Here is a 23,496-nt window from a genome sequence, read left to right as displayed (position 1 = left end):
ACGTGATGGCCTGCAGACCCTCGTTCCACCGAACGTACGAGCCGCTGAATGCGGTTCGCGGGTCCGCCGCACGAACGCGTGGCCCCGCTGAGCCGAAGGCCACGTCCATGCCGTACACCTAGCCGTTCCCGCGTGCCGCGCCGAAGTTCTCGCGCGAACCGCACGCCCTCTCTCCCGTGACCCGATAGCCGATCGCCGGCACTCCTCGAAGGGGTGCGTGTCGCGTGATGCCTTCGCTCGTCCGGTGATTTCCTGTCTTCCGTCTTGATCCTGCGCCGCGGCGCGGGATGGAGAAGTGCTGCCGCAAGAAGCGCGGCCTCCTTCTTCTCTCTTCACCGGGTTCGAGCAAAAGAAATTCGATCGAGGACGCAAATGGCCGCTCTCTCATCACCGACCGCCTGGCCTGCAGGCACGCACCGGCCCGCCGCCTGGGCGCAGCGCACGCCCGCAGGAAGCCGCGTTCACGGCGCACATGGTCCGCATGCCGAGCCCGTGGCCCGGAACTCCACCGCGGCTGCGGAACGCATCGCCGCTCGCAGGGCCTGCGCCTTCGTGTTCATCGCGAACCTGCCGCATCTGGTCGAGGCCTACGGGCAGGACTTCGCGTCCGCCACGAGCCTCGAAGTGCAGCGCCGGCTGTGCGCCAACTTCATCTCGCTGCCCTCGTCCGACATGGCCCGGCTGCGTGACGACTGCTTCCTGCTGTGGGAGAACGAGGCATTCGATTGCGCGGCTCACGGCATGCGCGATCGAGGTGACGCGCCGCATGCCTCCCGCTCCATCGAGACGCTGCTCGCGGTGCTCGGCGCCGAGCCCGTGCGGGCCGGCGGCATCGCCGCGCTGGTGCAGCTGCATGCCGACTGGATCGACGTGCGCTCGCCGCAGCAGCTCGGCGCCTCCGAGATCGAGCTCACTCTGTGGACCGCGCAGCCCTTCCCCGACTCGCGCGAGAGCCGAGCCGACGGCTGGCGCCAGCTCTACCGCGCCGACATGGACGTCGCCGTGCGCGTGAGCGAAGCACTGCGTGCCGAAGACCTCTCGTTCTCGTGGCAACCGGTGGTGCACCCGGGCAGCGTGGCGACCACTCTCTACCGCACCGGCCGTGCGCGCATCGCGCCGAGCCACGGCGAAGCGGCCTCGCTCCTGCCCGAAGTCTTCATGCCCTGCCTGCAGCGCCTGGGCCTCACGCGCGCCTTCGACCGCACCGTGATGCGGCGCGCCGTGGCCGCGCTGCGGCTGCAGCCTTCGGCGCATATCGGCGTGAGCATCTCGGCGCAGGGCATCCAGGTCGACCACTGGTGGGCCTCGCTGCTCGCGGTGCTCGACAGGGAGCCCGCGCTGGCCTCGCGGCTCGTGATCGAGATCGCGGACAGCGCCGCGCTGCCCGACCTCGAGGCGGCGCACGACTTCTGCGTGCAGCTGCAGCTGCGCGGCTGCCGCATCGCCATCCGCGACTTCGGCAGCGGCACCGACAACCTCGCGGCCGTGCAGGCCTGCGGGCCCGACATCGTGAAGCTCGACGCCGCCCTGCTGCGCCGCGCGCGCGACAACGAGTTCGGCCGGGAATGCCTGCGCGGAATGCTCGCGATGTGCGCGCACTTCGCGCCGCACGTGGTGGTCGACGGCGTGGAGCGCGACGACGACGTGCACATCGCATCGCACGCCGGCGCGCAATGGCTGCAGGGCTACGGCATCGGCCGCGACGGAGGCAGGCCATGAGCATTCCCGCCGACATGCAGCTGCGCCTCGCGCGCCTGAGCACCGACCTGCTGCAGATGCAGCGCGCCGTGCTGGAACTCATGCAGGAGTGCGGCCCGCAGGACCCCGATGCCAGCGAGCACGACCTCATCGCCGCCGCGCAGTACCGCGCGCTCGAAGCCGCATTGCACGCGCCCGGGGCGGCTTCGCCATCGCGCAACGAAGCAACCAACGAGAGCGGCGAGCTGCTCGCATGGCCCGGCTTTCCCCAACCCGTGCAACGGGCGATGCGCGCATGAGCTTCAGGCGTTCACACCCGGTTCCCGTCTTTCCCATTTCCCTACGCAGGACTCCCATGCCAATCCAATTTGCCCTGGCCCCCAGCGGCGCGTCGCCCTCCTTCGCCGCGCGCTCTCTTTCCTCGAACGCCGCACGCGCCGCGCTGTGCATGCTGCTCGCCGTCGCGGCCGCGTGCGCCTCTGCCAACAACGTCGGCGAGAACAGCGCCTGGCAGTTCCAGACCTCCGCCGACAAGGCCAACCAGGCGGCGGTGCAGGACATGATCCAGCGCAAGAAGGCCGGCTCGTACGGCGCGGCCAACTACACGACCAACAACTACGTCGGCAAGCAATACAACTGCGACGTCACCTCGACCGCGCAGGGCAACCAGGGCACCAACAGCACCACCGCCAACTCGCCCGGCACCAGCGGCGCGTCGGCCAATTCCACCGGCAACTCGAGCACGGGCGTCGGCGGCACCGGCACGGTGAGCACGGGCCAGGCCAACAGCGGCGCCGTGGGCTCCGCGGTGATCGGCTCCACCACCAGCAACGTGCAGGGCTGGTCGAGCCAGGCCCTGAACTCCAACCAGACCAACACCGGCAGCCAGAGCGCAAGCATCAGCGGCAGCACGGCCTGCGCCTTCGGCGCACTCAACTGACCACCCAACCGACAGGGAAGAAAAAGGAATGACCGCATTCAAGTCGATCCGCGCGTTGCCGCTCGGAAAAAAAGCCGCATCGCGCGGACTGGTTGCAGCCGCAGCCGTCATGAGCCTGGCCGGCTGCGTCGTCGCGCCGCAGCAGCAGATGGCGCCGAAGGAAGCGCCCGTGGTGCTCGGCCCCGCCGTGCGCGAGAACGTCACGCCCATGGAGGCGGTGCTCGCCTGCTTCGGCGATCACGTGGCGTCCGCGATGACCGCAACGCAGCGCCCGCCCATCGTCATCACCGTGGGCGACGTGAAGGACTACACCGGCAAGTACAGCATCAACGAAGGCAACGCCATCACGCAGGGCGGCGCGCTCATGGTGTATTCGGCGCTGGGCAAGCTCGGCGGCGCGGTGCAGGTGGCCGAGCGCTTCGACCCGGTGATCGCCGAGCGCGAACTCGGCTATGCCGACCGCCGCCAGCTCGGCGACGGCCGCACCCATCAGCTCGCGGGCCCGAACGGCGGCCAGACGGTGCCATGGCTGCCGTACTTCGGCGGCTCGATCAACAAGTCCGACTACTTCATCGTCGGCGGCATCACCGAGCTCAACTACAACATCAACTCCGGCGGCGCCGAGATCGGCGTGAACCAGGTGGGCGTGAAGGCGCGCACCTTCAGCCAGTCGGTAGGCATCGACCTGCGCATCGTCGACACCAAGACGCTGATGATCGTGAAGACGATCAGCCTGACGAAGCAATTCAACGGCTACGAAGTCGGCTTCAACGTCTTCCGCTTCTTCGGCAGCAAGCTCTACGACATCGACGTGGGCGCCAAGGGCCAGGAACCGGTGCAGATGGGCGTGCGCGCGGCGCTCGAGGAAGGCGTGGTGCGTCTGGTGGCTGCCGTGTCCAAGGTCGATCCGAACCCGTGCCTGGGCATGCGCATGACGGGCGAACTGACCCTCACGCCCGCCGAGCAGATGCGCAAGGTGCCCAACCCGCTGGTCGACGCCTCGGGCGCGCCGGTGCAGCAGGGCGAGGCCGTCAACGCGGCCAGCCAGACGGGCGCGAGCCTCACGGGCACCAGCCTGCAGATCCCGTTCGAGTTCGGCGCGGCGGCACTCACCGGCGGCACGCTGAACCTCATCGACCAGATCGCGGCGGCCGCGGCCAAGGCCCCCACCGAGGTGGTGCTGGTGGCGCGCGACACCGAGAACTGGGACGCCGGCAAGCGCGACCTGCTCACCGACCAGCGCATCGGCGTGGTCACCACCGCGCTCGCATCGCGCGGCCTCGCGCCCGGCGGCATCAGCGTCACATGGCGTCCAGACAAGGCCGACACGTCGATCCACCGCGACGGCCCCGGCCTGCAGGAGATCGCCAAGCTCCGCGTCCAGGGCGCGGGGAGGGGTGGGCCGGCCCGTCCGGTCCGTGAGGAGAACGCAACCGGAGGGAAGTAAGTCACCGAGAGGCACCACGAAGTCTTCAATCCCAGGACGACGCGACGTCCGTCATTTCGCTTTTCATCGAACCCAGTCTTTTTTCCAGATTCATCAAAGGAAGAACCATGCAGAAGAACCGCAAGAACCCGCGCGGCCGCGCCAACGGCGCGCCGCTCAGCAGCATCGGCCTGGCCGTGCTGGCCACGCTCGTGGCCGGCGGCGCGCAAGCGGCCGACACGACGGTCTCCACCATTCCCACGGTGGCCGTCAACACCACGGCCTACCAGAGCGTGCAGTCGGTGCAGGACAAGACGCAGCCCGTGACGGCCACAGCCGCCGGCAGCGTCATCGACATCACCACCGCAGGCCCGCAGACCGGCGGCAGCAACACCGTCACGCAGAACAGCGTGAAGGCCGGCGCCACGGCCAATGCATTCACCAACGCCGTCGACCTGTCGCTCGCGGGCGGCACCGGCCCGGTGCCCGCCGAAGGCGCGGCATCGCTGGGCGTGCAGACCAACAGCGGCGTGGTCTCCAGCAGCGCCACCGGCAACACGGTGAAGGTCGACCTCGACGGCTTCTCCAGCGGCGGCGCGGTCAACACCGCCAACACCATCTCGGCGAGCACCACCATCAACAGCGGCTCGTCGACCATCTCCGGCACGGTGCCGGTGGACTACGCATCGACCAGCCCCGGTTCGGTGACGCTGAGCTACTCGCCTGCCGGCTCCAGCAGCGCGGCGCACGGCAGCCTGGTCGCGACCTCGGTGCAGCAGGGCACCGGCGGGGCTTCCTCCGCCTCGGCCAGCGGCAACACGGTGACGCTCACGCTGACCGCCGACGGCGAAAACAGCGTTGCCGCCGCACCGGCGCTCGACGGCAACACGGTATCCGCCACGCTCAAGGGCAACACCGCCAACAGCACCATCAGCGTGCAGTCGGGCGGCGCGCCGGCCTTCACCGGCTCGGCCGTCGTCTCCAACCAGCAGGTGAACCAGTCGGCCACGCCGGTCACGCACTCGGCTTCGGCCAACGGCGACGGTGTGATCGCCTCCATCGGCGGCAACGCCACAGGCGACACCAATACGCTGAAGGGCTCGCTCTCGGTCCAGGGCAACACCATCTCCAGCGCCGCCACGGGCAATGAAGCCCTCGGCGCCACCGCCGGCACGGCCGGCAACCGCATCGTGCTGGCCGACGGCGTGTCGGTCTCAGGCTCGGGCGGCGCGACGGCCAACACCGGCGCCTACAACGGCGGCAGCCTGTCGAGCACGCTTGCCGCCGACCTCGCCGTGTCGAGCAGCCAGGGCAACGTGGGCGTGTCGCTCTCCGCCGCCACGCAGGGTTCGGGCGTCATCGCCGCCGTGCAGTCGGTGGACGGCGGCGCGGTCACCGTAGCGAACAACGCTGCCACCGCCTCGGCCACCGGCAACGCAGCGTCGAACGCGATCCTCAGCGGCAAGGATGCCGCCGCGTTCACCGCGACCGCCGCGCTGGCCAACCAGCAGAGCAACTACAACGGCGGCGTGAGCGCCCTCTCGAGCCTGGGCGTCATCGGCGCGATGACCGGCTCCGAGGATGGCACCAACAACGCCAGCGCCGTCTCGGTCACGGGCAACCGCTCGGCCGCCACCGCCTATGGCAACAACGCCAGCCAGAGCCTCGCGCTCGCGGCCAATGCGCTGCCGCTTTCGGGTTCCACCGCCGTGCTGTCGGGCGGCAGCCTGCCCGACGGCAACGTCACCGCATCCGGCGCGGCCTCCGTGACGAACCTGCAGGGCAACTACTCGGCACCGGTCTCGGCGCAGACGGTGGGTTCCGTCGTCGGCCTGATGGGCGACTCGCGCGGCACCGGCGGCGACACCATCCACGGCAGCAGCTTCACCGTGGGCGGCAACACACAGGAAGCGGTGGCCGTGAGCAACAGCGCCGGCAATGCGCTGTCGCTGACCGGCACCACCGTCGGCTCCGGCGCGGGCGTGGCCAACGTGCAGGTGACCGACGGCGGCTCGCCGGTCGGCGCCCTGCTCGCGGGCTCCACCGCCGCGGCCTACCTCGGCACGCACGCCACCGACAGCACCGTGGCGCTCACCAACAACCTGCAGCGCGCCGTGGCCTACGGCAACTCGGCGGCCAACAGCCTGAACGTGACGGCCAACAGCGCCACCGTGGCTCCCTCCGAGGCGCCCGCCTCGGTCGCTGTGCCCGCAGCCGGCTCGGCCGGTATCACCGCAGCCTACGGCCTGCTGAGCAACCAGACCGCCGCCGGCGCCGTGAGCGCGGTGGCCGACGGCACGGGCTTCCTGCCCGTGGGCGCGCAGACGGTGCTGATCGAAGGCAGCGTCACCCGCAGCAGCGTGTCGAACCAGGGCAACGCCTTCGTCGCCGCCGCCTACGGCAACGACGCGACCAACGCCGCCAAGCTGGCGCTGGGCACCGGAGCCACCGTGGCCGGCGCGGCATCGGTGGGCAACCTCACCAGCGTGCAGAACGCCGCCGGCTCGGTCGTCACGGCGACCGCCTCGGGCGGCAACGTGGTGAACACGGCCATCGAGGACGACGTGGCCGCATCCACGGTCGCGACCTCGGGCAACCAGCTGCAGGCACTGGCCTACGGCAACCGCGCGAGCGGCAACACCCTCGACGTGTCGGGCAACACGCTGGCCACCGTCAGCGCACAGCCGCGCGCCGTGAGCAACGGCGGCACGGCCATCGCCGATGCGGCCTTCAGCGTGCAGAGCGTGCAGAACGCCTCGGGCAGCCTCACTGCCTCCCTGCGCTCCGAAGACGCCCCGGGCGCGACCGCTTCGCAGATCCGCACCCGGATCGGCGGCGACGTGACGGGCTCCAGCGTGGCATCGAACGGCAACGGCGCCAGCGCGGCCGCAACGGCCAACAGCGCCGCCAACGGCCTGACGCTCGCGGGCAACGGCCTGTCGACCTCCAGCGCGGTGCAGAACGTACAGAACAGCAGCGCTTCGGTGCAGGCACTCGCGGGCCAGGCCGGCACGCCGGGCACGCCTGCGTCGCCTGCCACGCCGTTCACGTACAGCGCTCATGTGCTGGACCCTGATGCCCTTGGCGGCAGCACACTCGGCGGCAACACGACCATCACCAGCGGCACGCTGGGCGTACTTCAGTCGAGCCTGACTTCGCAGGAGATCGCCTACCTGACCTCGAACGGTTGGACGGTCGGCACCGGCGCGAACACCGGCCTGCTCACGGCACCGGCGAGCATCCTGGGCACGGTGACCACCGCCACCTACGACAACCTGCGCAACGCACAGTCGGTCCCGTTCGGCGCCACCATCCCCGGCACGTCGGCCGTCGCCGCCATCCCGAACCAAAGCGGCGTCACGGTCACGGTGGGAGGCAACGTCACGGGCTCGCAGCTTGCCGTCAACGGCAACAGCAGCAGCGCCGCCGTCACCGGCAACAGCGCCACCAACAGCGCCTCGGTCACCGGCAACACCATCGCCTCGGGCGGTGCCGCGACCACGGCCAGCGCGGGCAGCCTTGCGCTCGGTGCGACCGGCGCGCAGGCCGACCACACGGTGTCGAACCTGCAGCAGGTCACGGGCGGCGCGACGCTGTCGACCAGCGTCTACGGCACCTACGCCATCGACGCGACCGCCGGCGCGGCCATCTCCGGCTCGACGCTGAGCGTGTCCGACAACAGCCAGCGCGGCAGCGCCGTGGCGAACACGGCCACCAACAGCCTGAGCCTGAGCGGCACCAACGTGTCGAGCACCACGGCCCTGTCGTCGGCGCAGTCGGGCAACGCGGCCGTCTCGGCGGCTTCCGACCTGGAGCTGTACGCACCGGGCGCGGTGTCGGCCTCGTCGGTGGATCTGTCGCGCAACAAGAACGTGTCGCTGGGCGTGATCAACGACGTCACCAACACGCTGAGCGTGAAGGCCTCCAACGCGACGCCGGCCGGCGCCACCGCCAACGCGCAGCTGGGGGCAGGCACCGCCACGGGCGACAACGTGCTGAACAACGCCCAGTCGGCCACCACCTCGGTGAGCAGCACCGCGACGACGCGCCTGTACAACCAGGACCAGACGGCCTCGGCCACGACGGGCCTGGCCAACAGCACCGCGACGATCACCGGCAACAGCACGACCGCCGAGGCCTCGGCCAACCGCGCCGACAACAGCGTGGCGCTCAACGGCGCCGCGGTGCTGGGCGCGAGCGCCGGCCTGAACAACACGCAGACCAGCAGCGCGGCCGTGTCGGCCAACGCCTCGACGTCCGCCACGTTCAAGCTCGAAGGCACCTCGCCGGCAACGGCCGCGGCGCTGAACAGCGGCATCACCATCGACGGCAACAGCACCACGGCGCTGGCACGCGGCAACGCAGCCAGCAACGCGCTGAACGTGTCGGCAGGCAGCGGCTACGCCGCGGCATCGCCGGTCGCGGGCAGCTCGGCCGGCGGCGCGATGCAGGCCACGCAGGCCACGGCGGCATTGCTCAACACGCAGGGCAACACGGGTAACGTGACGGCCAGCGCGAGCGGCACGTACCAGGTCGCGCTCAACGGCGTGACCGCCGGCACGGCGCCCGGCATCACGAACGGCACCGCCGCGCTGACGAACAACACCGTCGCCGCGCAGGCCTACGGCAACTCGGCCACCAACGCGGTGACCGTGGCTGCCACGGCGGCCAACCGTCCGACGGTCGCGGTGGGCAACTACCAGACCAACAGCGGCGCCATCACCGCGACCGCCACCGCCGTGAACTACGGCGTGGGCGTGACCGGTGCGGCCGCCGGCAGCACGCTGCGCGCGGCAGGCAACCAGGTGACGGCGACCGCGGTGGGCAACTCCGCCGTGTCGACGATCGCCTCGGCCCGCTGAGCGTCGCCCCCTTGCCCCGGCCGGTGCGCTGCGCGCCCTGCCGGGGCTTTTTCCGCCCGCCTCCGGGCCGGGCATTCGCGCGAACCATGTACCTGCATCCCCTCATCACCAACGTGCCGCCGGCGGAGCGAGCGGCGCTCGTCCAGAGCTGCGAGCTGCGCTCATTCAGGCGCAACGAGATCGTGCTGGAGGCCGACACCTGGACCGACCGCATCTATTGCGTGGCCAGCGGGCTGCTGCGTGTCGTCGCCCACGGCAGGGGCAGCGCGCAGGCCAGCGACGTCACCACCGATTTCATCCGCCAGGACGACTTCTTCCTGAGCCCCTCATTCACCGAAGACCGCTACCAGGCCATGCAGACGCTGGTCGCCGCGCTGCCTTCGGCCGTCTACCTGGTGCCCGTGGCCGCCATCCGCCGCATCTGCGGCGCGCACCCCGAAGTGGCCATCGGCCTGCTCGGGCTTGCGATGAAGCGCATGAGCGTCATCCGCAGCCAGCTGCGCCGCATCTCCGCGCTCTCGGCCGAGGACCTGGTGGGGCGCGTGCTGCACCAGCTCACGCTGCTGGCGCCCGCTGGCACTGGCGGCTACGACAAGCGCATCACCCAATCGGTGATCGCCTCCTATTCGGGACTGTCGCGCGAGGTGGTCAACAAGACCATGCGCGACATGGAGAGCCGCGGCCTCGTGCGGCGCGACGAGCACGGCGTGCATGTGCAGCCCGACTTCGCCGCAACCGACTTCGGCGGCCTGCTGCCGCTGGAGCAGAACCTGTCTTCGGTCGAGCCGCGGCAGCACGACCCGATGCTGCCGCCGGAATTCTTCGACCTGCCACGCACGCGGCGCGAAGCCGAACCCGGCAAGGATTGAGAACGTGCGCCCGGCGGCGAATGCGAACGCCGGGCTTTCCTTCAGGCGAAGTCGGTCGTCGCGAAATCGTTGGCGACGTGCACGCCGTCATCGTCGCGGCGCACCAGGCCACGCAGTTCGAAGTCGCGCATGGTCTTGTTGACCACCTCGCGCGACAGTCCCGAATAAGAGGCGATCACCGACTGGGTGATGCGCTTGTCATAGCCTTGCTCACCCGCGGGCGCGAGCCGCGTGAGCTGCTGCAGCACGCGAAGCACCGAGTCTTCGGCCGTGTGCACGGAGATGCGGTGGAACTGGCCCCGCAGCGTGCTCATGCGCTTCATCGCAAGGCCCAGCAGGCCGAGCGCCACTTCCGGATGTCTCTTGCAGAGGCTGCGCATCTCCCCGACCGGAATCAGGTACACCGACGAAGGCAGTGCGGCAACCAGCGTCTTCTTCGAGCAGTAGCTGTCTTCCTGCATCGACAGATGGAAGAAGAAGTCGTTGGGCCCGATGAACTCCGTGGTCATCTCCGTGTCGCCGCGCTGGTTCAACGAGACCACGCGCAGCAAGCCGCTCGCCACGCAGTAGATCTGGTCGGTCGAATCGCCGGCGGCCAACACGACTTCGTTGCGCTTGTAGGAATGCAGGCGGGTGGACTCGCCGAGCTTGGTGCGCTCCGCCAGCGGCAGACTCGCCATCAGGGGATGTAGGTACATCATCGAATGGTGCTTCCCAAGGCCGCTTCGAGGGAACACACAAACATGGGAGGCCGCGCATCCGATCCGCTCAGGCAGGCTGCGCAAATGTATGCATCACATGCACCGCATGCGCATCGCTACGCAGCAGGCCGCGCTGCTCCATGTCGCGCATGGTCTTGTTGACCACCTCGCGCGACAGGCCCGAGTACGAGGCGATCATCGATCGCGAGATGCGCTTGTCGTAGCCGCCCTCGCGCACGCGCGCCAGTTGCGTGAGCTGGCGCAGCACGCCCCGTTAAACAGCACGGCTCCCGCAGCGGGGGCTTTCCAGGCGCCGGCCGCCTGACCAGCATTCGAACCGATGCGCTGCTGGAGCCTGTTCGGGGGCTGCGAGACTCTTTGCACCGGAATGTGATGCGCAGCACATCTGCGCCCCGAAAGCAGGTGCGCGAGGGCAAGGCGATTAATACCATCGACTTCGCTCTCCGGCGCCCCGGACAAGACAACGATCCGCCAGCCGCAGGCCAGTGCAGCCTTCCACCACTTTTCATGATGCAGTCCCTCCACGCCCCAGAGGAAATCGCCGTGCCCATGCACCCAGGCCACTCCGCCCACGCCATGGCGGTGGCCGGCGCTCTGTGCGAACTGTTCACCCAGGCCAGCGAAGTTCAGCTGGCGTTCCTGCTGCGCTCCATCGAGACGGGCGACGCACCGGCCGCGGCCCGCGCCGCGCAGGGCATCCTTGGCGCCATCGCGTCTTCGGCGGCCCGATGCGAACCAGCGTCCGACGCTCCCGCCGCCCCGCTGTCGTCGCGCGAGCTCAAGGTGCTGTGCATGATCGCGGGCGGCTCGACCAACCGCCAGATCGCGGACGCGACGCATCGCTCCATCAACACCATCGAGGCGCAGGTAAAGAGCATGTACCGCAAGCTCGGCGTGCGTTCGCGCACGCAGGCCGTACGGGAGGCAATGCAGCGAGGACTGCTGATGTGGCGCGACGAGGGCGCGCCGGTCGCCGTGGTTCGCACGCAGAGTTCAGCGCTCTGCTGAGGAGCCTGCAGGCAGCCACGCCCGCTCTCTCGCAACGGCCCTTTCAAGCGGAGGGCAAACAGGCAAGCTATATTGCCCGCTCCCAACCAAAACGAGAGAAGCCGACATGGCAAAAGCCTACTGGGTCAGCGCATACCGCGCCATCAAGAACGCCGACAAGCTCGCGGCATACGCAAAGCTGGCAGCCCCGGCAATCACCGCAGGCGGGGGCCGCTTCCTGGCACGCGGCCTGCCCACGAAGGTCTACGAGTACGGCCTGTCGGAGCGCACCGTTCTGATCGAATTCGACAGCATCGAGCAGGCCACGGCCACGCATGACAGCCCCGAATACCAGGCGGCGCTTGCTGCGCTGGGTGATGGCGCCGAGCGGGATCTGCGGGTTGTCGAGGGACTCTGATCGGCCTCTGAGCTGCTGAAGTCTTGAGGGCGTCGAGCACGCCCTGCAGTCGGACATCGTGCTCGGCCCTCGCTGAGCCTCCACATCCGGCCACCGCCGGGAGACAACCCCATGCAACCGACCGGAACCCTGCGCGGCATCGCCGCAATGCTGCTGGCCTGCGCCTTCTTTGCCTGCATGGACGCCATGCTCAAGACCCTGGCGGGGCACTATCCGCCGCTGCAGGTGATGGCGCTGCGCGGCCTCACCGCCCTGCCCCTGGTGTGCATGTACATCGCCTGGCGGCGCGAGATGGGCGGCGTTTTCAACCGCAAGCTGCGCTGGCGCCTGCATCTTCTGCGCGCCGTGCTGAACATGACGATGCTCGTGCTCTTCGTCCATGGCCTGAAGACCCTGGGCCTGGCAGAGGCCTACACGCTCACCTTCATCGCGCCGCTGCTGATGGTGCTCATCGCGGTGCCGATGCTGGGCGAATCGATACTGCCGCGGCACTGGGTCGCCATCGGGCTGGGCTTCACAGGCGTGGTGATCGCGCTGCGGCCCGAGCAGGGAGCCTTCCTTTCGACGGGTGCGCTGGCGATCCTCGTGGCCGCGGTCTGCTATGCGCTGTCGAACATGCTGGGCCGGCTCATCAGCCGTACCGAACCGAGCGCCGCGCTGGTCTTCTGGACGACGATCGGCATGGCCGTGGGCGGAGGCCTGCTGTCGGCGCCGCAGTGGGTGCCGATCCAGCCCCAGCACACGTGGGTGCTCGCCGGCCTGGCCATGAGTGGTTTCCTGGGCCAGCTGGCCATCGCCGAGGCCTTCCGCCATGGCCAGGCCGCCGCCATCGCCCCCTTCGAATACAGCGCGCTCGCATGGGCGCTCTTGATCGACTGGCTGTTCTGGCAGACCGCGCCTGACACCTGGACGCTGGGCGGCGGCGCATTGATCATCGCGAGCGGGCTGTGGCTGGCGCGAAGCGAGGCGCCGAAGTCCGCGCGGGAGAATCAGCAGGCAGCCTGAGCCGATAACGTATCAGGGCGCGACGCGGCTCAGGAACATGTGCGTGGCGCGCTCGCCCGCCACCTGCCGTTCGCAGCGGTAGCCCAGCGCCGGCAGATCCAGGCCCGCGAACAGTGCCTCGCCCTTGCCAAGCAGTACCGGTCGCACTGCAAGGTGCAGTTCGTCGATCAGCCCGGCCTTCAGGTATTCGCGCACGGTGGCCGCGCCGCCTCCCACGCGCACATCGCGCCCACCCGCGGCGGCCCGCGCCTGCGTCAGCGCATCGTGGATGCCGCCGGTGACGAAGTGGAAGGTGGTACCGCCCTTCATCGTCAGCGGCGCACGGGGATGGTGGGTCAGCACGAATACGGGCACGTGGTACGGCGGCTCGTCGCCCCACCAGCCCTTCCAGCTTTCGTCGGGCCACGGGCCGCGCACCGGGCCGAACATGTTGCGCCCGAGGATCCAGGCGCCCATCTCGGCGAAGCCCTGCTCGGCGATCTCGTTGTCGATGCCGGTCTCGCCATTGGCCTCACCCGTCTTCTGCATCTGCTGCCAGACGCGCGTGGGAAAGAACCAGTCCATGAGTTCGGGACCGCGAACACCCAGTGGGTGCTCCAGGCTCTGATCGGGGCCGGCCGCGAAGCCGTCCAGCGAAACACCGAAGCTGCGCACAAGCAATCGGGACATGGGGTCGTCTCCTGCAAAAAGCGGAGCGACAGTTTAGACCTCGCAAGCCGAGAGCAGATTTCCCGGGCGAAGGGGCAAGAGCGAGCACCCTGTCCGCCCTCTGATGGACAACAATCGGCCAGCAACTCAGGACTTCATACCCTCGCACTCGCAGCCATGGCTCACCTACCAATCTCCGCTTCCGATGAAGACCTCATCAAGTTCGCAGACGAATGGGCAAGGCTCCTGGAAGCCGAAGACTACGCGGCAGCCTTCGGATTCACCGCGCAGGAACCATCGATGCAATGGACGCCGGAACTGATCCGGCAGGTCATCAAGTCGTACGGCGAATGCAGCGCCGGCCAGAAGGTCACGCTGAACGGCGAACCCACCGACATCCACCAGCGAAAGGAAGTCACGCGCTGGCAGGATGATGGCCATGGCAGCATCGGCGAGATATGGTACGACCTGAACATCGACGGATATGCCTCCGACCTCACCGCGACCTTCTACATCGAAGAAGGCCCGGATGGGCTGACGGTGCGGTTGAACGACATTCACGTCATGTAGTTTCCGTTCGGCCATCGGCAGCCCCGCACGGCCACCACACAACTCGCTCTTCGCTTTTCATCCACCAATGAACCTGCCGAACTTCGACCGCGACGCGGCGCGCGACCTGATGAAGGAGAAAGCCGGCGCGCCTTTCTCCGCGTTCGATGTGGCCACCCGCGCTCATCACCGCCAGGACAGGCAATTCCACGCGGAGGCAGCCCTGCTCTTCTGCCTTGCAGCCGAAAGAGCCGATGCCGAGCATCGCGCGGATCAGTCCAGGCCCAATCAGGCGATGAACCATCTCGTGCGGGCGGGCATCGCGTTCAACCGCGCAGCGGAGATCGAGACCGCGGAACCATTGCTGCGCCAGGCCATCGCCTTCGATTGGGCCGGAAACGGACTTTCGAACGACAGGCACATGGTCGAGTGGGCCTTCTACCAGCTGCTGCTGAATGCCCGGCAAGAGCCGGAGCGCTTTGCGCAACTGTTCGATGAAGCCGTGTCGCGATGCGCCGAAGTCGACAGGGACTACACGGCGATCCACCCGCACCAGGAAGAACTGCTGGAGATCGCCATCGGCATGGAGCATCGTCCCATCGTCGAACGGCTCGCCACAAAGATCGCGGAACGCCGCCCGGCCAAGAAGGCGACCAAGGAATTGCTGGCGCGGGCCAAGGCACTGCTCGCGAACTCCACCTGATCGATGAAGGGAGTGGGAGACATGGCAGTCAAGCGAATGGACAACATCCTGATCGTTGTCGATGACCTGGAAGCGGTGAAGGCATTCTTCGTCGAACTAGGTCTCGAGCTCGAGGGCCAGACCACGGTCGAAGGGCCTTCCGTCGGCAGCCTCATAGGGCTTGGAGACGTTCGCGCCACCCTTGCGATGCTCCGGACTCCGGATGGGCAAGGAATCGAGCTGGACAAGTTCCACACGCCGGATGCGGTGAGGTTCGGCCCCGTGAATGCGCCGGTGAACACGCTGGGCCTTCGCCGCATCATGTTCGGCGTGGACGACATCGATGCCGTCGTTACCCGGATGCAGGCCCATGGCGCGGAAATCATCGGCCAGATGCAGTACGGGGAGTCGTACCGGCTCGCATACATTCGCGGGCCCGAGGGCATCATCGTCGGGCTTGCCGAGCAGCTAGGCTGACAGCGGGCGAGAGGAAAAATGCCCCCGCCGTCTGACAGGCAGACGGCAGGGGCAAAAGCGGCGTCAGCCTTTCAGCCGAGCACCTCGGTCACGATGCCGGCGCCAACGGTCTTGCCGCCCTCGCGCATCGCGAATCGCATGCCGTTCTCGATGGCCACGGGCTTGTTCAGCTCGAAGCCGATCTGTGCCTGGGCACCCGGCTCGACCACACCGCTCTCGGTGTCGACGCGGATGACACCCGTAACGTCGGTCGTGCCGAAGAAGAACTGCGGCTGGTAGCCGGAGCCGAACGGAGTGTGGCGACCACCTTCTTCCTTGCTGAGGACGAAGATCTGGGCACGCCCCGTCCGGTATGGCTTCAGCGCACCGGGCTTCACCACGACCTGGCCTCGCACGACATCGTCGCGCTTGACCCCGCGCAGCAGCAACCCGACGTTCATGCCGGCCCGCGCCTCGGCAACGTCCTTGTGGAAGGACTGCACGCCGGTGACGATCACCTGCTCGTCGCCTTCCGATCTGAGCCCGACGATCTCCAGGCTGTCGCCGACGCGGATCACACCGCGCTCGACACGACCGCTGACCACGGTGCCGCGGCCCGTGATGGTGTGCACGCCTTCGACGGGCATCATGAACGGCCCGTCGTAGTCGCGCATCGGATCGGGAATGCGCGAGTCCAGCGCGTCGACGAGCTCAACGATGCACCGCACGTCAGGCCCCTCGAGCTCGCCGCGTTCGGCGGCGGCCAGGGCCTTCAGCGCACTGCCGAAGACGAAGCGGGCTTCGTCGTAGCCGTGTGCAGCCAGCAGCGCGCCGATCTCCATTTCGATCAACTGCTCGATGTCGGCACGGTCGGTCTCGGCGACGAGGTCCATCTTGTTCACGAACACCACCATGTGGCCGACGTTCACCTGGCGCGCCAGCAGCACATGCTCGATGGTCTGCCGCGCGGCGCCTTCGGTACCGTCCACCAGCAGGATCGCACCGTCCATCTGCGAGGCGCCGGTGATCATGTTCTTGATGTAGTCGGCGTGTCCGGGGCAGTCGATGTGCGCGTAGTGGCGGATGTCCGACTCGTACTCGACGTGCGAGGCGTTGATCGTGATGCCGCGTTCGCGCTCTTCCTTCGCGTTGTCGATCTGCCCGTAGGACAGCGCACGGCCGCCGATGCGTGCGGCCTGCACGAAGGTAAGAGCAGCCGTCAGAGTCGTCTTGCCATGGTCGACATGACCGATGGTTCCGACATTCACATGAACCTTGTTCATCATGGTTTTCTCCAGTTTGAGAGTGATAGACCGATCCGATCCGCTGGCCAGGCGAAGCAGTCGGCGGGGTTGTCGGCGCGCGCGCCAGATTCGGGTGCCCGCGATGCGGACAAGAAAAAAAGCCTGCCGGGTGGACCACCCGGCAGGCTTTTATTGCCTGAAGGATGGACCTCCAGGCACACAAGGGCCTGGAAGCTCTACACGAGCGACTCCACGGAGAACGCGCACAGCGCTGCGCCGGCAGCAAGTGCGGCGAAGGCAAGTTCTCGTTCGAAGGTCATGTCCACATCTCCAGTTGAGCAGGCGGAAAAACAAAAAACCCGGTGGCTTGGGCCTACCGGGTCTTGTGAAACTCAGGAGGCCGAGCCTCCGGGGGAAAGGCTCTAGGAAAGCGATTCAGCGAAATATGTGCGCAGCGCATCCACCGCTGCATTGCGGGTCGTCGATGCGTCTTGCGTGATCGGGAATTGCTTCATGGTCTCTCGTGCTATTGGCTGGTACCGCACGCGATGGTTGTAAATCTTTGGGGAGCGGAGGCTAACACCGTCGTCGAGATCCGGCAACAGGAGCGTTGCGCGACCGCTGCAGCAGCGGCTCTCGGAAAGGTGTCGCGCATGCTCCCGTCATCGTCTGCGAGGGCTGTACTCGGCGCAGGACTTCTTGCCTGCAGAAAGCAGGCATTGCATCCGCTCATCCTCCACACCTACCGCATCAAGGTATGGACTCGTCCCCGTCGCACCGTCGGGGTAGGTCACCAGATAGCGGTGGCTCTCCTGAGGGTCGGCGCGAACCGTCATGGCCATGTCTTCGACAACTCTCACTTCCAGGGTCATGGTTCCAGATGCCGAGGGATCGAGGTTCGGCGGAAAGAAGAGTGACTTGGGCCGCAGCCGAAGTTCATTCTTCGAAGGATCGTCCTTCACAAGGATCACAGGGAAGTACGCGAACTCCGCCTTCACGTTCGGGGTGCGAATGGCATCCTTCGCGCTCCTGAAGTTGAACTCGCTTCCATGCGAGATCACTTCCCTGCCTTTGACCAGCCGATGGTTGCTGCGGTACTTGAATGAAGTTTCCAGCGATGCCAGTTTCCACTGGCAAGCACCTCCTGCATCGATGGCGAAGCGCGCCTTGTAGGCGTTACCCGAGGCCTCCCTGACGAGCTCGACCTTCTCGAAGTTCAAGGCTCGCATCATGGCAGTGCCGCTTTGCGACTGGCCGCCAACGCCGTAGTGCGTCGCTTCCTTGCATTTCTCAGATGCGTACTGCAGCGTGACGGGCCGGGGCTCCACACCATCCGCAGCCTTCACGATCAGCGTCAGCCAGCGTGCATCCGCTGAGGGGCTTTGCGTGCGGTCTGCCTTTCGATCCAGGTCAGATGCCGATGTGCAGCCCGCCAGGAAAGAACAGATCACGAACAGGGGATTGCCAAGTCTCTTCTTCATGTGTCTCGTGTTGACTTCGTCGAAGCGGCCGGCGATCTTGATGAGCCGGCGCGCTCCGGGTTACCAACACTATAGGGGCCGGCAGGTTGGCCGGATGCCTGGCCCTCAGGACTTCAGAAGAGCTCAAGGCGCAAGCGTGAGCTTGAAGATCTGGTTGCCGTTCGATGCACCCACGTAGATGGTCCCGTCGCCGGCAACGGCCACGCCGATCGGGAAGTTGAACGCCAAGGCCGTGCCGCTGCTGTCCCGCAGCGTGCTGATCTCACCCGATGGCGAGACCACGCGCGCCACGCCATCCCATGCCTGGGTCAGGAACACGTTGTTGTTCGCATCGACCGTCACGCCATAGGAGTAACCGAGCTTGGCCGGCGTAGCGGAGGTGCCGTCGACCACGCCGGCGCCCGCATTGCCGTTGGCGCAATCGCCCAACAGCGTGCTCACCGTGGCGCTAGCCACGTCGATCTTGCGCAGGCAGGGACTGTCGGTGTCCGTGTCGTACAGCGTGCTGCCATCGCGGCTGATCGCCAGGCCCTGCGGACGAGCCATCTGGGCGGCCGTGCCTACTCCGTCCAGGTAGGCCTGCGTGCCGTCGCCTGCAAGCGTGCTGGTGGTGCCGTCGGCCGCGACCTGGCGCACGCGCTTGTTCTCCGTGTCTGCCACGAACAGGTTGCCTGCGCTGTCCAGCGCAATGCTGGCGGGGTTGTGGAACAGCGGAGTGGCCGGGCTGTCGGCATAGCCGCTCGTGCTGTCGCCAACCCAGGTGCTGAAGGTCGTGGCGTTGGGGGCGATCTTGTTGATGCGGTGCTGGTCGCTCACGTACAGCGTGCCATCGGCTCCAAGCGCCAGGCCATACGGCGTATTCGTGGTCGTGCCTGGTGTCACCTCCGCGCCGTTGCCGCTGGCCGTGTCGATTTTGTAGACCGAGCCATTGCCGCCCATGGCCACGTAGAGGTTCGCGCCGCTCGCATCCAGAAGCAGTTGATAGGGATGGTTGTAGCTCACACCCGTGGTCGCCAGCACGTTGGCGACCCATGGCTTGACCGTCAGCGTGGCGGCATGGCTGGTCACGCTGCCGTCTGCGCCCGTCACCCGTACGCGCAGCTGCTGGCCGCTGTCGGCCAGCTGGTTGGCAGCCGTGGTGAAACTGTCTCCACTGGCTCCGGAAATATCCGTCCAGCTGGTGCCGCCATCGACGCTGCGCTGCCACTGATAGGCCGTGGCGCGCACGGCTTGCACCTTCAACGTGGCGGACACACCCTGGCCAACAGTGGTATCCGATGGCTGCATCGTGATGGAGGGCGTGGTGTCTTCCGGTGCGGGCGCAGGCGCCGGTGTTCCCTGCGAAGCGGGCGCGGGCGCGGGGGCCACAGCAAACCCGGGGAACCCGCCGCCTCCTCCCCCGCCACCTCCGCAGGCGGCCAGCAGGAGATTCGTCATGAGCAGCGCGACAGGTGCACGCCATGCACGGGAAACGGTACGAGTGGCAATCATGATGGGCCTTCCTTTTTTCAAGTGGAGTGAACGAGAAGGCCTTCACGTTAGGGAACGTAACTCCCGCAATCCAGTGTCGAAGGTCATCGGATTGCGCAGAAAAAAAGATGCTCAGGAGTGCATGGAAGTGTCCGTCGTATCGCGTCGCTTCAACGCTGAAAGGGCCTGCAGCAACCTCTCGGCAGCCACCGGCTTGAGCAGCACCTGCAACCCGGAGTCGCGCATCTGCTGTTGTCGTTGCGGTGCGGTTTCCCCGGTGATCAGCAGCACCTGCAGGCCGGAGCCGAAGCGCGCGCGCAATCGCTGTGCCGCAGCCAGTCCGTCGGCACCATCGGCTAGGCGGACATCGCACAGCAGCACTTCGACAGGGGCACTGCCATGTGCGGCGTGCGACAGCACGGCCCCGGCCTCGGCTTCGCTAGCCACTGCATCGATGGTCACGCCGTGGGCCTGCAGCAGCCCGGTGACGGCCTGGCGGATCGCGACTTCATCGTCGACGATCAGCACGCGCTGCGGCAACTGCAAGGCAACGCCCGGGCGCGCAGCGGATGGCGCGACACCCAAGGCCGACACCGCAGGAAGCACCAGGCGAAAGCGACTGCCGCGATGCAGGCGCGAACGCACCTGCAGCGGATGTGCCAGCAGGCGCGAGATACGCTGCACGATGGACAGGCCGATGCCCAGCCCTCGCGCCCGGTCGCGTCCCGGATTGCCCACCTGGTAGAACTCGTCGAAGATCCGGCCGAGGTGCTCGTCCGCAATTCCGATGCCGGTGTCGCAGATGTCGATCCACACCACCGGCCCTCGCGCACGGGCGGCCACCACCACGCCGCCGCGTTGCGTGTACTTGAGAGCGTTGTCGACGAGATTGGACAGCAGCCGCTGCAGCAGCTGCGGATCGCTCAGCACCCAGCACGGCGTGGCGCGCAAGCGAAGCTGCAGCTCCTTGTCGGCCGCCTGTGCCGCAAACACATTGTTGAGCGCTAGAAACAGTGGATTGAGCTCCACGGGCCGTATCTGCGGCGCCACCTCGCCGGCATCCAGCCGCGAGATGTCCAGCAGCGTGTCGAGCGAATCGCCGAGCGTTCCGACCGCATCCATCAGCCGCGCGGCGTGATCCCAATCCTCGCTGCCGCGAAGCTTCTTCTCGATGACGGCTCCGAACAGCGCGATGGCATGCATGGGCTGGCGCAGGTCGTGGCTCGCCGCGGCAAGAAAGCGCGTCTTCTCCTCGCTGGCGCGCTGCGTGGCTGCAATCTGGTGGCTCAGCTGCTCGGCCAGCGCCTCCTTCTCGAAACGCATCGTCAATGAAGCGGTCAGCAACCTGTGATGCTGCAGCGCGAACATGATCATCACGCACATGTACAGCAGACAGCCGCTGGCCAGGAACAGGTGCGTGCTGTCGCCCCGCCAGGCCAGTGCCAGGGTAAGGCTGGCCATGCTGGGCACGATGAAGCGCGGGATGTTGCGCTTGAGAACTGCCAGCGACAGCGCTCCGCCCGCGCAGCCGCCCATCATCATGACGATGACCATGACCCAGAGCCCCAGGTTGCGCCCCGACGGAACGCAAAGCCAGGGCGCAAGGCCCCAGACGCAGGAGCGCAGCAGCACATTGCGCGCATTGAAGCGCGCCCAGTACTCGGGGTGCTCCGCCGCATCGGGGCTGCGCTGATAGCGCCTGTAGGCGCGCCGCAGCGTCAGCGCCAGGTGCAGCGCCATCCACAGCAGGACTTGCCAGCGCCACGTGGCCAGGAACAGGCCGATGCCCAGCGACTGCGCCGTGAGGAAGTCCGCAAGATAGGCCGCAGGCGCGTTGGCATGGACCGCGGCCACCTGCTCGCGCAGCACGCGCTGGGCCAGTTCGGGCGGATGCAGGTCATTCATGCAGGCATCGCCACATCGAAGGCCGCATGACGCAAGAGATCAGCTCACCGAAGGCTGCTGATGAGCTGGGCCCGCGAGCGCATGCCGAACAGCAACAGCAGGGTGGACACATGGTTCTTCACCGTGCCTTCGGTCAGATGCGACAGCTGCGCGATCTCCTTGTTCGACTTGCCGGACAGCACCCAGTCGAGGATCTCGACCTGACGCGCGTTGAGCTGCGGCTGCAGCTCGGCTGGTACTGGTGTTGCGCAGATCGAGACCGCAGGCGCAGGCTGCGAGACCGGCTGGGCGACCAGATCGTTGTCCCTCACGTAGCGCAACACCTCGCCCAGATGACCGGTCTTGGGCAGGAAGGCCTGAGCCCCGAGCGCCATCACTCCCTGCATCAGCGCATGGCTGTCCTTGCCAGAAAGCACGACCACGCGCGATGCGGGAAAGGCGCGCCTGAAGCGCACCAGCGTATCCAGGCCCTGAGAGTCGGGCAGATCGAGATCGAGCAGCACCAGAAGATGCGACGAGATATGGAACTCGTACAAGCGCAATGCGTCGGCGAGGCTGCGTGCCTCGTGCACCGGCACGCTTGCGGTCTCGGCCAGCAGCAGCGCCCGAAGGCCCAGACGCACCAGCTCGTGGTCGTCAACCACCAGGATGCCCCGCGCCGATATGGCGACACCGGCCTCGCTACGCAACGGTGCGGCATGCGAAGACAGTGATGCGGCGTTGGCCATGGTGCGGGCATCTTAGTTCCGATGTTTGCGAAGTCGAAATGACCAAAGTCATGAGGAACAGGGCGCTGTTGCCTTGCTGCGGCGGCTGTTCTCTTGCCCTGGCGACGCATGAACTCTGCGGATCTGGCTGGCGATCAAGTTGATCTCCAACGGTTCGATACCAGCTTTCACAGAGGAGAGAAGCGTCAGAAGCATCGCTCTCGCCGACTCCAGATGCCTGACCACGATGCCGGACGTGCTCGCCCTTCCGGAGTTCGGTTGCCTCGCAAATAGGAAGGCATACGCAAGAAGACATATGCCTTCAGAACGCCTCGCTTCAGGAAGCATGGAGCACTCGCCATGCAGACCTGATGCCTCGCGTGCGGGCCCGTGCTCCATGCCGCCGGATAAAATGCGTGACTGCTTCCCTGGCCAAGCCCCACCGGGCTCTGCGCCGCTGCTCCCTCAACCACTTGCCAAACGCCTTGCATCCCACGGACTCGCCGATGAGAAAGGCTCTGCTCCGTCCATCAATCTGGGTAGGCATCAGCATGAGCCTTGCCGCGACGCTCGCCGGCGCAACGGCGGGGGTTCAGGTGGAAAAGATATCGCGAGACATGCCCGCAGGCGTCGCGCTCCCGGGGCCGGATGAAGTTGTCCCTGCAAGCGCCGCAGCCAGTACGCCCGCGGCAGAGGCCGCCTCGCTCGCCGAGCGAAGAATCCGTGCGGTTCGCGCTCAGTGGCCCATCGAGGACGAATCATTGCGTCGCGTGATCATGCACTGGGGCTCCACCGTGGGCGTAGAGGTCCGCTGGGACAGCACTCGCGACTACACCCTCACACCCGAGGTGCGCGCCGGACATTTCAGCGGGTCGTTCAAGGATGCGTTGTTCCAACTCGCGCAGAAGTATCAAATGCTCGATGCGCCGCTGCTGCTCGAGTTTTCGGAGGACGGCACCGTTCTTCGGGTGAGCGATCAGGAAAGGCCGTAGTAGGCTCTTCGCTCCGTGAGGCGATGCATGAGCTGCACTCTGTGAGTGTGACGCCAACTTTTCTTCAACTACAGTCGGCAATGGGCGGACGCATGATGCCCCCCCCAAGGACCACCGTTCCCCAAGGAGTTTCGATGAACTTCAGGCCATCAAAGTCCGCACGTGCCCTGCCGGCGACCGCAACAGGCGCGCACGCCGTCGGTACAGCCGCAGTGGGCTCCGTCGTGATTGGTGCCGCAGCCTTCGGCGCCCTCGCCGTCGGTGCCTTGGCTATCGGTCGGCTCTTCGTGGGCCGGGCACGAATCCGTCGGTTGGAGATCGACGAGCTTGTTGTTCGTCGCATTCGAATCATTGAGCAACTGACGCCGCCGGCGTCGATGCCTCTCGGCGAGCCCATCAAGACACGGGCCGAGGCGGCAAAGTAGCCGCAACGGC

22 protein-coding genes are annotated in these 23,496 nt (G+C 67.1%); 14 read left to right on the top strand and 8 right to left on the bottom strand.

The genetic code is table 11. The annotated features are described in order from the left end of the window. Positions 1–372 precede the first annotated feature (372 nt). The 6 genes from ACAM57_RS08815 to ACAM57_RS08790 all read left to right on the top strand — a co-directional run bounded on the left by ACAM57_RS08815 (position 373) and on the right by ACAM57_RS08790 (position 9,795). A complete protein-coding gene (locus ACAM57_RS08815; RefSeq protein ID WP_369661381.1) occupies positions 373–1,719 on the top strand; it encodes an EAL domain-containing protein in 1,347 nt (448 codons plus the stop codon). Beyond that, a complete protein-coding gene (locus ACAM57_RS08810; protein WP_369661380.1) occupies positions 1,716–1,997 on the top strand; it encodes a hypothetical protein in 282 nt (93 codons plus the stop codon). Before ACAM57_RS08815 ends, ACAM57_RS08810 begins: the two co-directional genes overlap by 4 nt. Positions 1,998–2,053: 56 nt before the next feature. Continuing rightward, positions 2,054–2,638, top strand: coding sequence for a hypothetical protein (locus tag ACAM57_RS08805; RefSeq protein ID WP_369661379.1), 585 nt, complete (start codon positions 2,054–2,056; stop codon positions 2,636–2,638). Positions 2,639–2,666: 28 nt separating this feature from the next. Next, on the top strand, positions 2,667–4,085 hold the full coding sequence (locus ACAM57_RS08800) for a CsgG/HfaB family protein (protein ID WP_369661378.1): 1,419 nt from the start codon (positions 2,667–2,669) through the stop codon (positions 4,083–4,085). A 107-nt stretch (positions 4,086–4,192) separates the two neighbouring features. Beyond that, complete coding sequence (locus ACAM57_RS08795; protein WP_369661377.1) at positions 4,193–8,926, top strand: beta strand repeat-containing protein; 4,734 nt, start codon at positions 4,193–4,195, stop codon at positions 8,924–8,926. 86 nt (positions 8,927–9,012) lie between these two features. After that, positions 9,013–9,795, top strand: a complete 783-nt coding sequence (locus ACAM57_RS08790; RefSeq protein ID WP_126024442.1) for a Crp/Fnr family transcriptional regulator — start codon at positions 9,013–9,015, stop codon at positions 9,793–9,795. Positions 9,796–9,836: 41 nt separating this feature from the next. Here ACAM57_RS08790 and ACAM57_RS08785 read toward each other — a convergent pair whose 3' ends face one another. Together ACAM57_RS08785 and ACAM57_RS08780 are read right to left on the bottom strand one after the other, a co-directional pair. Beyond that, on the bottom strand, positions 9,837–10,475 hold the full coding sequence (locus tag ACAM57_RS08785; RefSeq protein WP_240650779.1) for a Crp/Fnr family transcriptional regulator: 639 nt from the start codon (positions 10,473–10,475) through the stop codon (positions 9,837–9,839). 88 nt (positions 10,476–10,563) lie between these two features. Then, positions 10,564–10,764 (bottom strand): helix-turn-helix domain-containing protein, encoded by a 201-nt coding sequence (locus ACAM57_RS08780; RefSeq protein WP_369661376.1) that lies wholly within the window; start codon positions 10,762–10,764, stop codon positions 10,564–10,566. Between the two features lie 302 nt (positions 10,765–11,066). Between ACAM57_RS08780 and ACAM57_RS08775 the strand changes: the two genes are divergently transcribed. The 3 genes from ACAM57_RS08775 (at position 11,067) to ACAM57_RS08765 (ending at position 12,927) form a co-directional block, all read left to right on the top strand. After that, on the top strand, positions 11,067–11,525 hold the full coding sequence (locus ACAM57_RS08775) for a response regulator transcription factor (RefSeq protein WP_240650784.1): 459 nt from the start codon (positions 11,067–11,069) through the stop codon (positions 11,523–11,525). Between the two features lie 106 nt (positions 11,526–11,631). Continuing rightward, positions 11,632–11,922 (top strand): DUF1330 domain-containing protein, encoded by a 291-nt coding sequence (locus ACAM57_RS08770; RefSeq protein WP_126024439.1) that lies wholly within the window; start codon positions 11,632–11,634, stop codon positions 11,920–11,922. A 111-nt stretch (positions 11,923–12,033) separates the two neighbouring features. Next, the gene (locus ACAM57_RS08765; RefSeq protein ID WP_126024438.1) at positions 12,034–12,927 is read left to right on the top strand and encodes a DMT family transporter; all 894 of its coding nucleotides are present in this window, start codon (positions 12,034–12,036) and stop codon (positions 12,925–12,927) included. A gap of 12 nt (positions 12,928–12,939) precedes the next feature. Here the strand turns inward: ACAM57_RS08765 and ACAM57_RS08760 are convergent, their stop codons facing one another. Beyond that, on the bottom strand, positions 12,940–13,596 hold the full coding sequence (locus ACAM57_RS08760) for a dihydrofolate reductase family protein (protein WP_369661375.1): 657 nt from the start codon (positions 13,594–13,596) through the stop codon (positions 12,940–12,942). A gap of 156 nt (positions 13,597–13,752) precedes the next feature. Here ACAM57_RS08760 and ACAM57_RS08755 point away from each other — a divergent pair, with 156 nt between their 5' ends. From ACAM57_RS08755 to ACAM57_RS08745, 3 genes are all read left to right on the top strand, one after another. Further along, positions 13,753–14,145, top strand: coding sequence for a hypothetical protein (locus tag ACAM57_RS08755; RefSeq protein ID WP_369661374.1), 393 nt, complete (start codon positions 13,753–13,755; stop codon positions 14,143–14,145). Positions 14,146–14,212: 67 nt separating this feature from the next. Further along, positions 14,213–14,827 (top strand): hypothetical protein, encoded by a 615-nt coding sequence (locus tag ACAM57_RS08750; RefSeq protein WP_126024433.1) that lies wholly within the window; start codon positions 14,213–14,215, stop codon positions 14,825–14,827. 21 nt (positions 14,828–14,848) lie between these two features. Beyond that, positions 14,849–15,283, top strand: coding sequence for a VOC family protein (locus ACAM57_RS08745; protein WP_369661373.1), 435 nt, complete (start codon positions 14,849–14,851; stop codon positions 15,281–15,283). A 71-nt stretch (positions 15,284–15,354) separates the two neighbouring features. Here the strand turns inward: ACAM57_RS08745 and tuf are convergent, their stop codons facing one another. The 5 genes from tuf to ACAM57_RS08720 all read right to left on the bottom strand — a co-directional run bounded on the left by tuf (position 15,355) and on the right by ACAM57_RS08720 (position 22,090). Further along, positions 15,355–16,548, bottom strand: coding sequence for an elongation factor Tu (gene tuf / locus ACAM57_RS08740; protein WP_369661372.1), 1,194 nt, complete (start codon positions 16,546–16,548; stop codon positions 15,355–15,357). Between the two features lie 620 nt (positions 16,549–17,168). Continuing rightward, positions 17,169–17,987 (bottom strand): hypothetical protein, encoded by an 819-nt coding sequence (locus ACAM57_RS08735; RefSeq protein WP_369661371.1) that lies wholly within the window; start codon positions 17,985–17,987, stop codon positions 17,169–17,171. Between the two features lie 123 nt (positions 17,988–18,110). Beyond that, positions 18,111–19,478 carry an SMP-30/gluconolactonase/LRE family protein gene (locus ACAM57_RS08730; protein WP_369661370.1) on the bottom strand — a complete coding sequence of 456 codons (1,368 nt, stop codon included), beginning with the start codon at positions 19,476–19,478 and terminating at the stop codon, positions 18,111–18,113. 111 nt (positions 19,479–19,589) lie between these two features. Further along, positions 19,590–21,362: an ATP-binding protein gene (locus ACAM57_RS08725; protein WP_369661369.1), complete on the bottom strand. Its 1,773-nt coding sequence runs from the start codon at positions 21,360–21,362 to the stop codon at positions 19,590–19,592. A 44-nt stretch (positions 21,363–21,406) separates the two neighbouring features. After that, on the bottom strand, positions 21,407–22,090 hold the full coding sequence (locus ACAM57_RS08720; RefSeq protein ID WP_369661368.1) for a response regulator: 684 nt from the start codon (positions 22,088–22,090) through the stop codon (positions 21,407–21,409). A 530-nt stretch (positions 22,091–22,620) separates the two neighbouring features. Here ACAM57_RS08720 and ACAM57_RS08715 point away from each other — a divergent pair. Together ACAM57_RS08715 and ACAM57_RS08710 are read left to right on the top strand one after the other, a co-directional pair. Further along, positions 22,621–23,061: a TcpQ domain-containing protein gene (locus ACAM57_RS08715; protein ID WP_369661367.1), complete on the top strand. Its 441-nt coding sequence runs from the start codon at positions 22,621–22,623 to the stop codon at positions 23,059–23,061. A gap of 134 nt (positions 23,062–23,195) precedes the next feature. After that, on the top strand, positions 23,196–23,486 hold the full coding sequence (locus ACAM57_RS08710; RefSeq protein ID WP_369661366.1) for a hypothetical protein: 291 nt from the start codon (positions 23,196–23,198) through the stop codon (positions 23,484–23,486). The last annotated feature ends 10 nt before the right edge of the window (positions 23,487–23,496 follow it).

The sequence above is a fragment of the Variovorax sp. V15 genome (assembly GCF_041154425.1).
GTDB classification, from domain to species: Bacteria; Pseudomonadota; Gammaproteobacteria; order Burkholderiales; family Burkholderiaceae_C; genus Variovorax; species Variovorax guangxiensis.
Note: the sequence above shows the minus strand (reverse complement) of the source record. Positions and strands in the feature narration are given on the sequence as shown.

Bases quoted from the DNA above. Each gene is read 5' to 3' on its own strand.
- ACAM57_RS08795 (WP_369661377.1), top strand. From the start codon at position 4,193: ATGCAGAAGAACCGCAAGAACCCGCGCGGCCGCGCCAACGGCGCGCCG.
- ACAM57_RS08790 (WP_126024442.1), top strand. From the start codon at position 9,013: ATGTACCTGCATCCCCTCATCACCAACGTGCCGCCGGCGGAGCGAGCG.
- ACAM57_RS08715 (WP_369661367.1), top strand. From the start codon at position 22,621: ATGAGCCTTGCCGCGACGCTCGCCGGCGCAACGGCGGGGGTTCAGGTG.
- ACAM57_RS08800 (WP_369661378.1), top strand. From the start codon at position 2,667: ATGACCGCATTCAAGTCGATCCGCGCGTTGCCGCTCGGAAAAAAAGCC.
- ACAM57_RS08805 (WP_369661379.1), top strand. From the start codon at position 2,054: ATGCCAATCCAATTTGCCCTGGCCCCCAGCGGCGCGTCGCCCTCCTTC.
- ACAM57_RS08815 (WP_369661381.1), top strand. From the start codon at position 373: ATGGCCGCTCTCTCATCACCGACCGCCTGGCCTGCAGGCACGCACCGG.
- ACAM57_RS08770 (WP_126024439.1), top strand. From the start codon at position 11,632: ATGGCAAAAGCCTACTGGGTCAGCGCATACCGCGCCATCAAGAACGCC.
- ACAM57_RS08760 (WP_369661375.1), bottom strand. From the start codon at position 13,596: ATGTCCCGATTGCTTGTGCGCAGCTTCGGTGTTTCGCTGGACGGCTTC.
- ACAM57_RS08750 (WP_126024433.1), top strand. From the start codon at position 14,213: ATGAACCTGCCGAACTTCGACCGCGACGCGGCGCGCGACCTGATGAAG.
- ACAM57_RS08785 (WP_240650779.1), bottom strand. From the start codon at position 10,475: ATGGCGAGTCTGCCGCTGGCGGAGCGCACCAAGCTCGGCGAGTCCACC.
- ACAM57_RS08810 (WP_369661380.1), top strand. From the start codon at position 1,716: ATGAGCATTCCCGCCGACATGCAGCTGCGCCTCGCGCGCCTGAGCACC.
- ACAM57_RS08725 (WP_369661369.1), bottom strand. From the start codon at position 21,362: ATGAATGACCTGCATCCGCCCGAACTGGCCCAGCGCGTGCTGCGCGAG.
- ACAM57_RS08765 (WP_126024438.1), top strand. From the start codon at position 12,034: ATGCAACCGACCGGAACCCTGCGCGGCATCGCCGCAATGCTGCTGGCC.
- ACAM57_RS08745 (WP_369661373.1), top strand. From the start codon at position 14,849: ATGGCAGTCAAGCGAATGGACAACATCCTGATCGTTGTCGATGACCTG.
- ACAM57_RS08730 (WP_369661370.1), bottom strand. From the start codon at position 19,478: ATGATTGCCACTCGTACCGTTTCCCGTGCATGGCGTGCACCTGTCGCG.
- ACAM57_RS08755 (WP_369661374.1), top strand. From the start codon at position 13,753: ATGGCTCACCTACCAATCTCCGCTTCCGATGAAGACCTCATCAAGTTC.
- ACAM57_RS08775 (WP_240650784.1), top strand. From the start codon at position 11,067: ATGCACCCAGGCCACTCCGCCCACGCCATGGCGGTGGCCGGCGCTCTG.
- ACAM57_RS08710 (WP_369661366.1), top strand. From the start codon at position 23,196: ATGAACTTCAGGCCATCAAAGTCCGCACGTGCCCTGCCGGCGACCGCA.
- ACAM57_RS08735 (WP_369661371.1), bottom strand. From the start codon at position 17,987: ATGAAGAAGAGACTTGGCAATCCCCTGTTCGTGATCTGTTCTTTCCTG.
- ACAM57_RS08720 (WP_369661368.1), bottom strand. From the start codon at position 22,090: ATGGCCAACGCCGCATCACTGTCTTCGCATGCCGCACCGTTGCGTAGC.
- tuf (WP_369661372.1), bottom strand. From the start codon at position 16,548: ATGATGAACAAGGTTCATGTGAATGTCGGAACCATCGGTCATGTCGAC.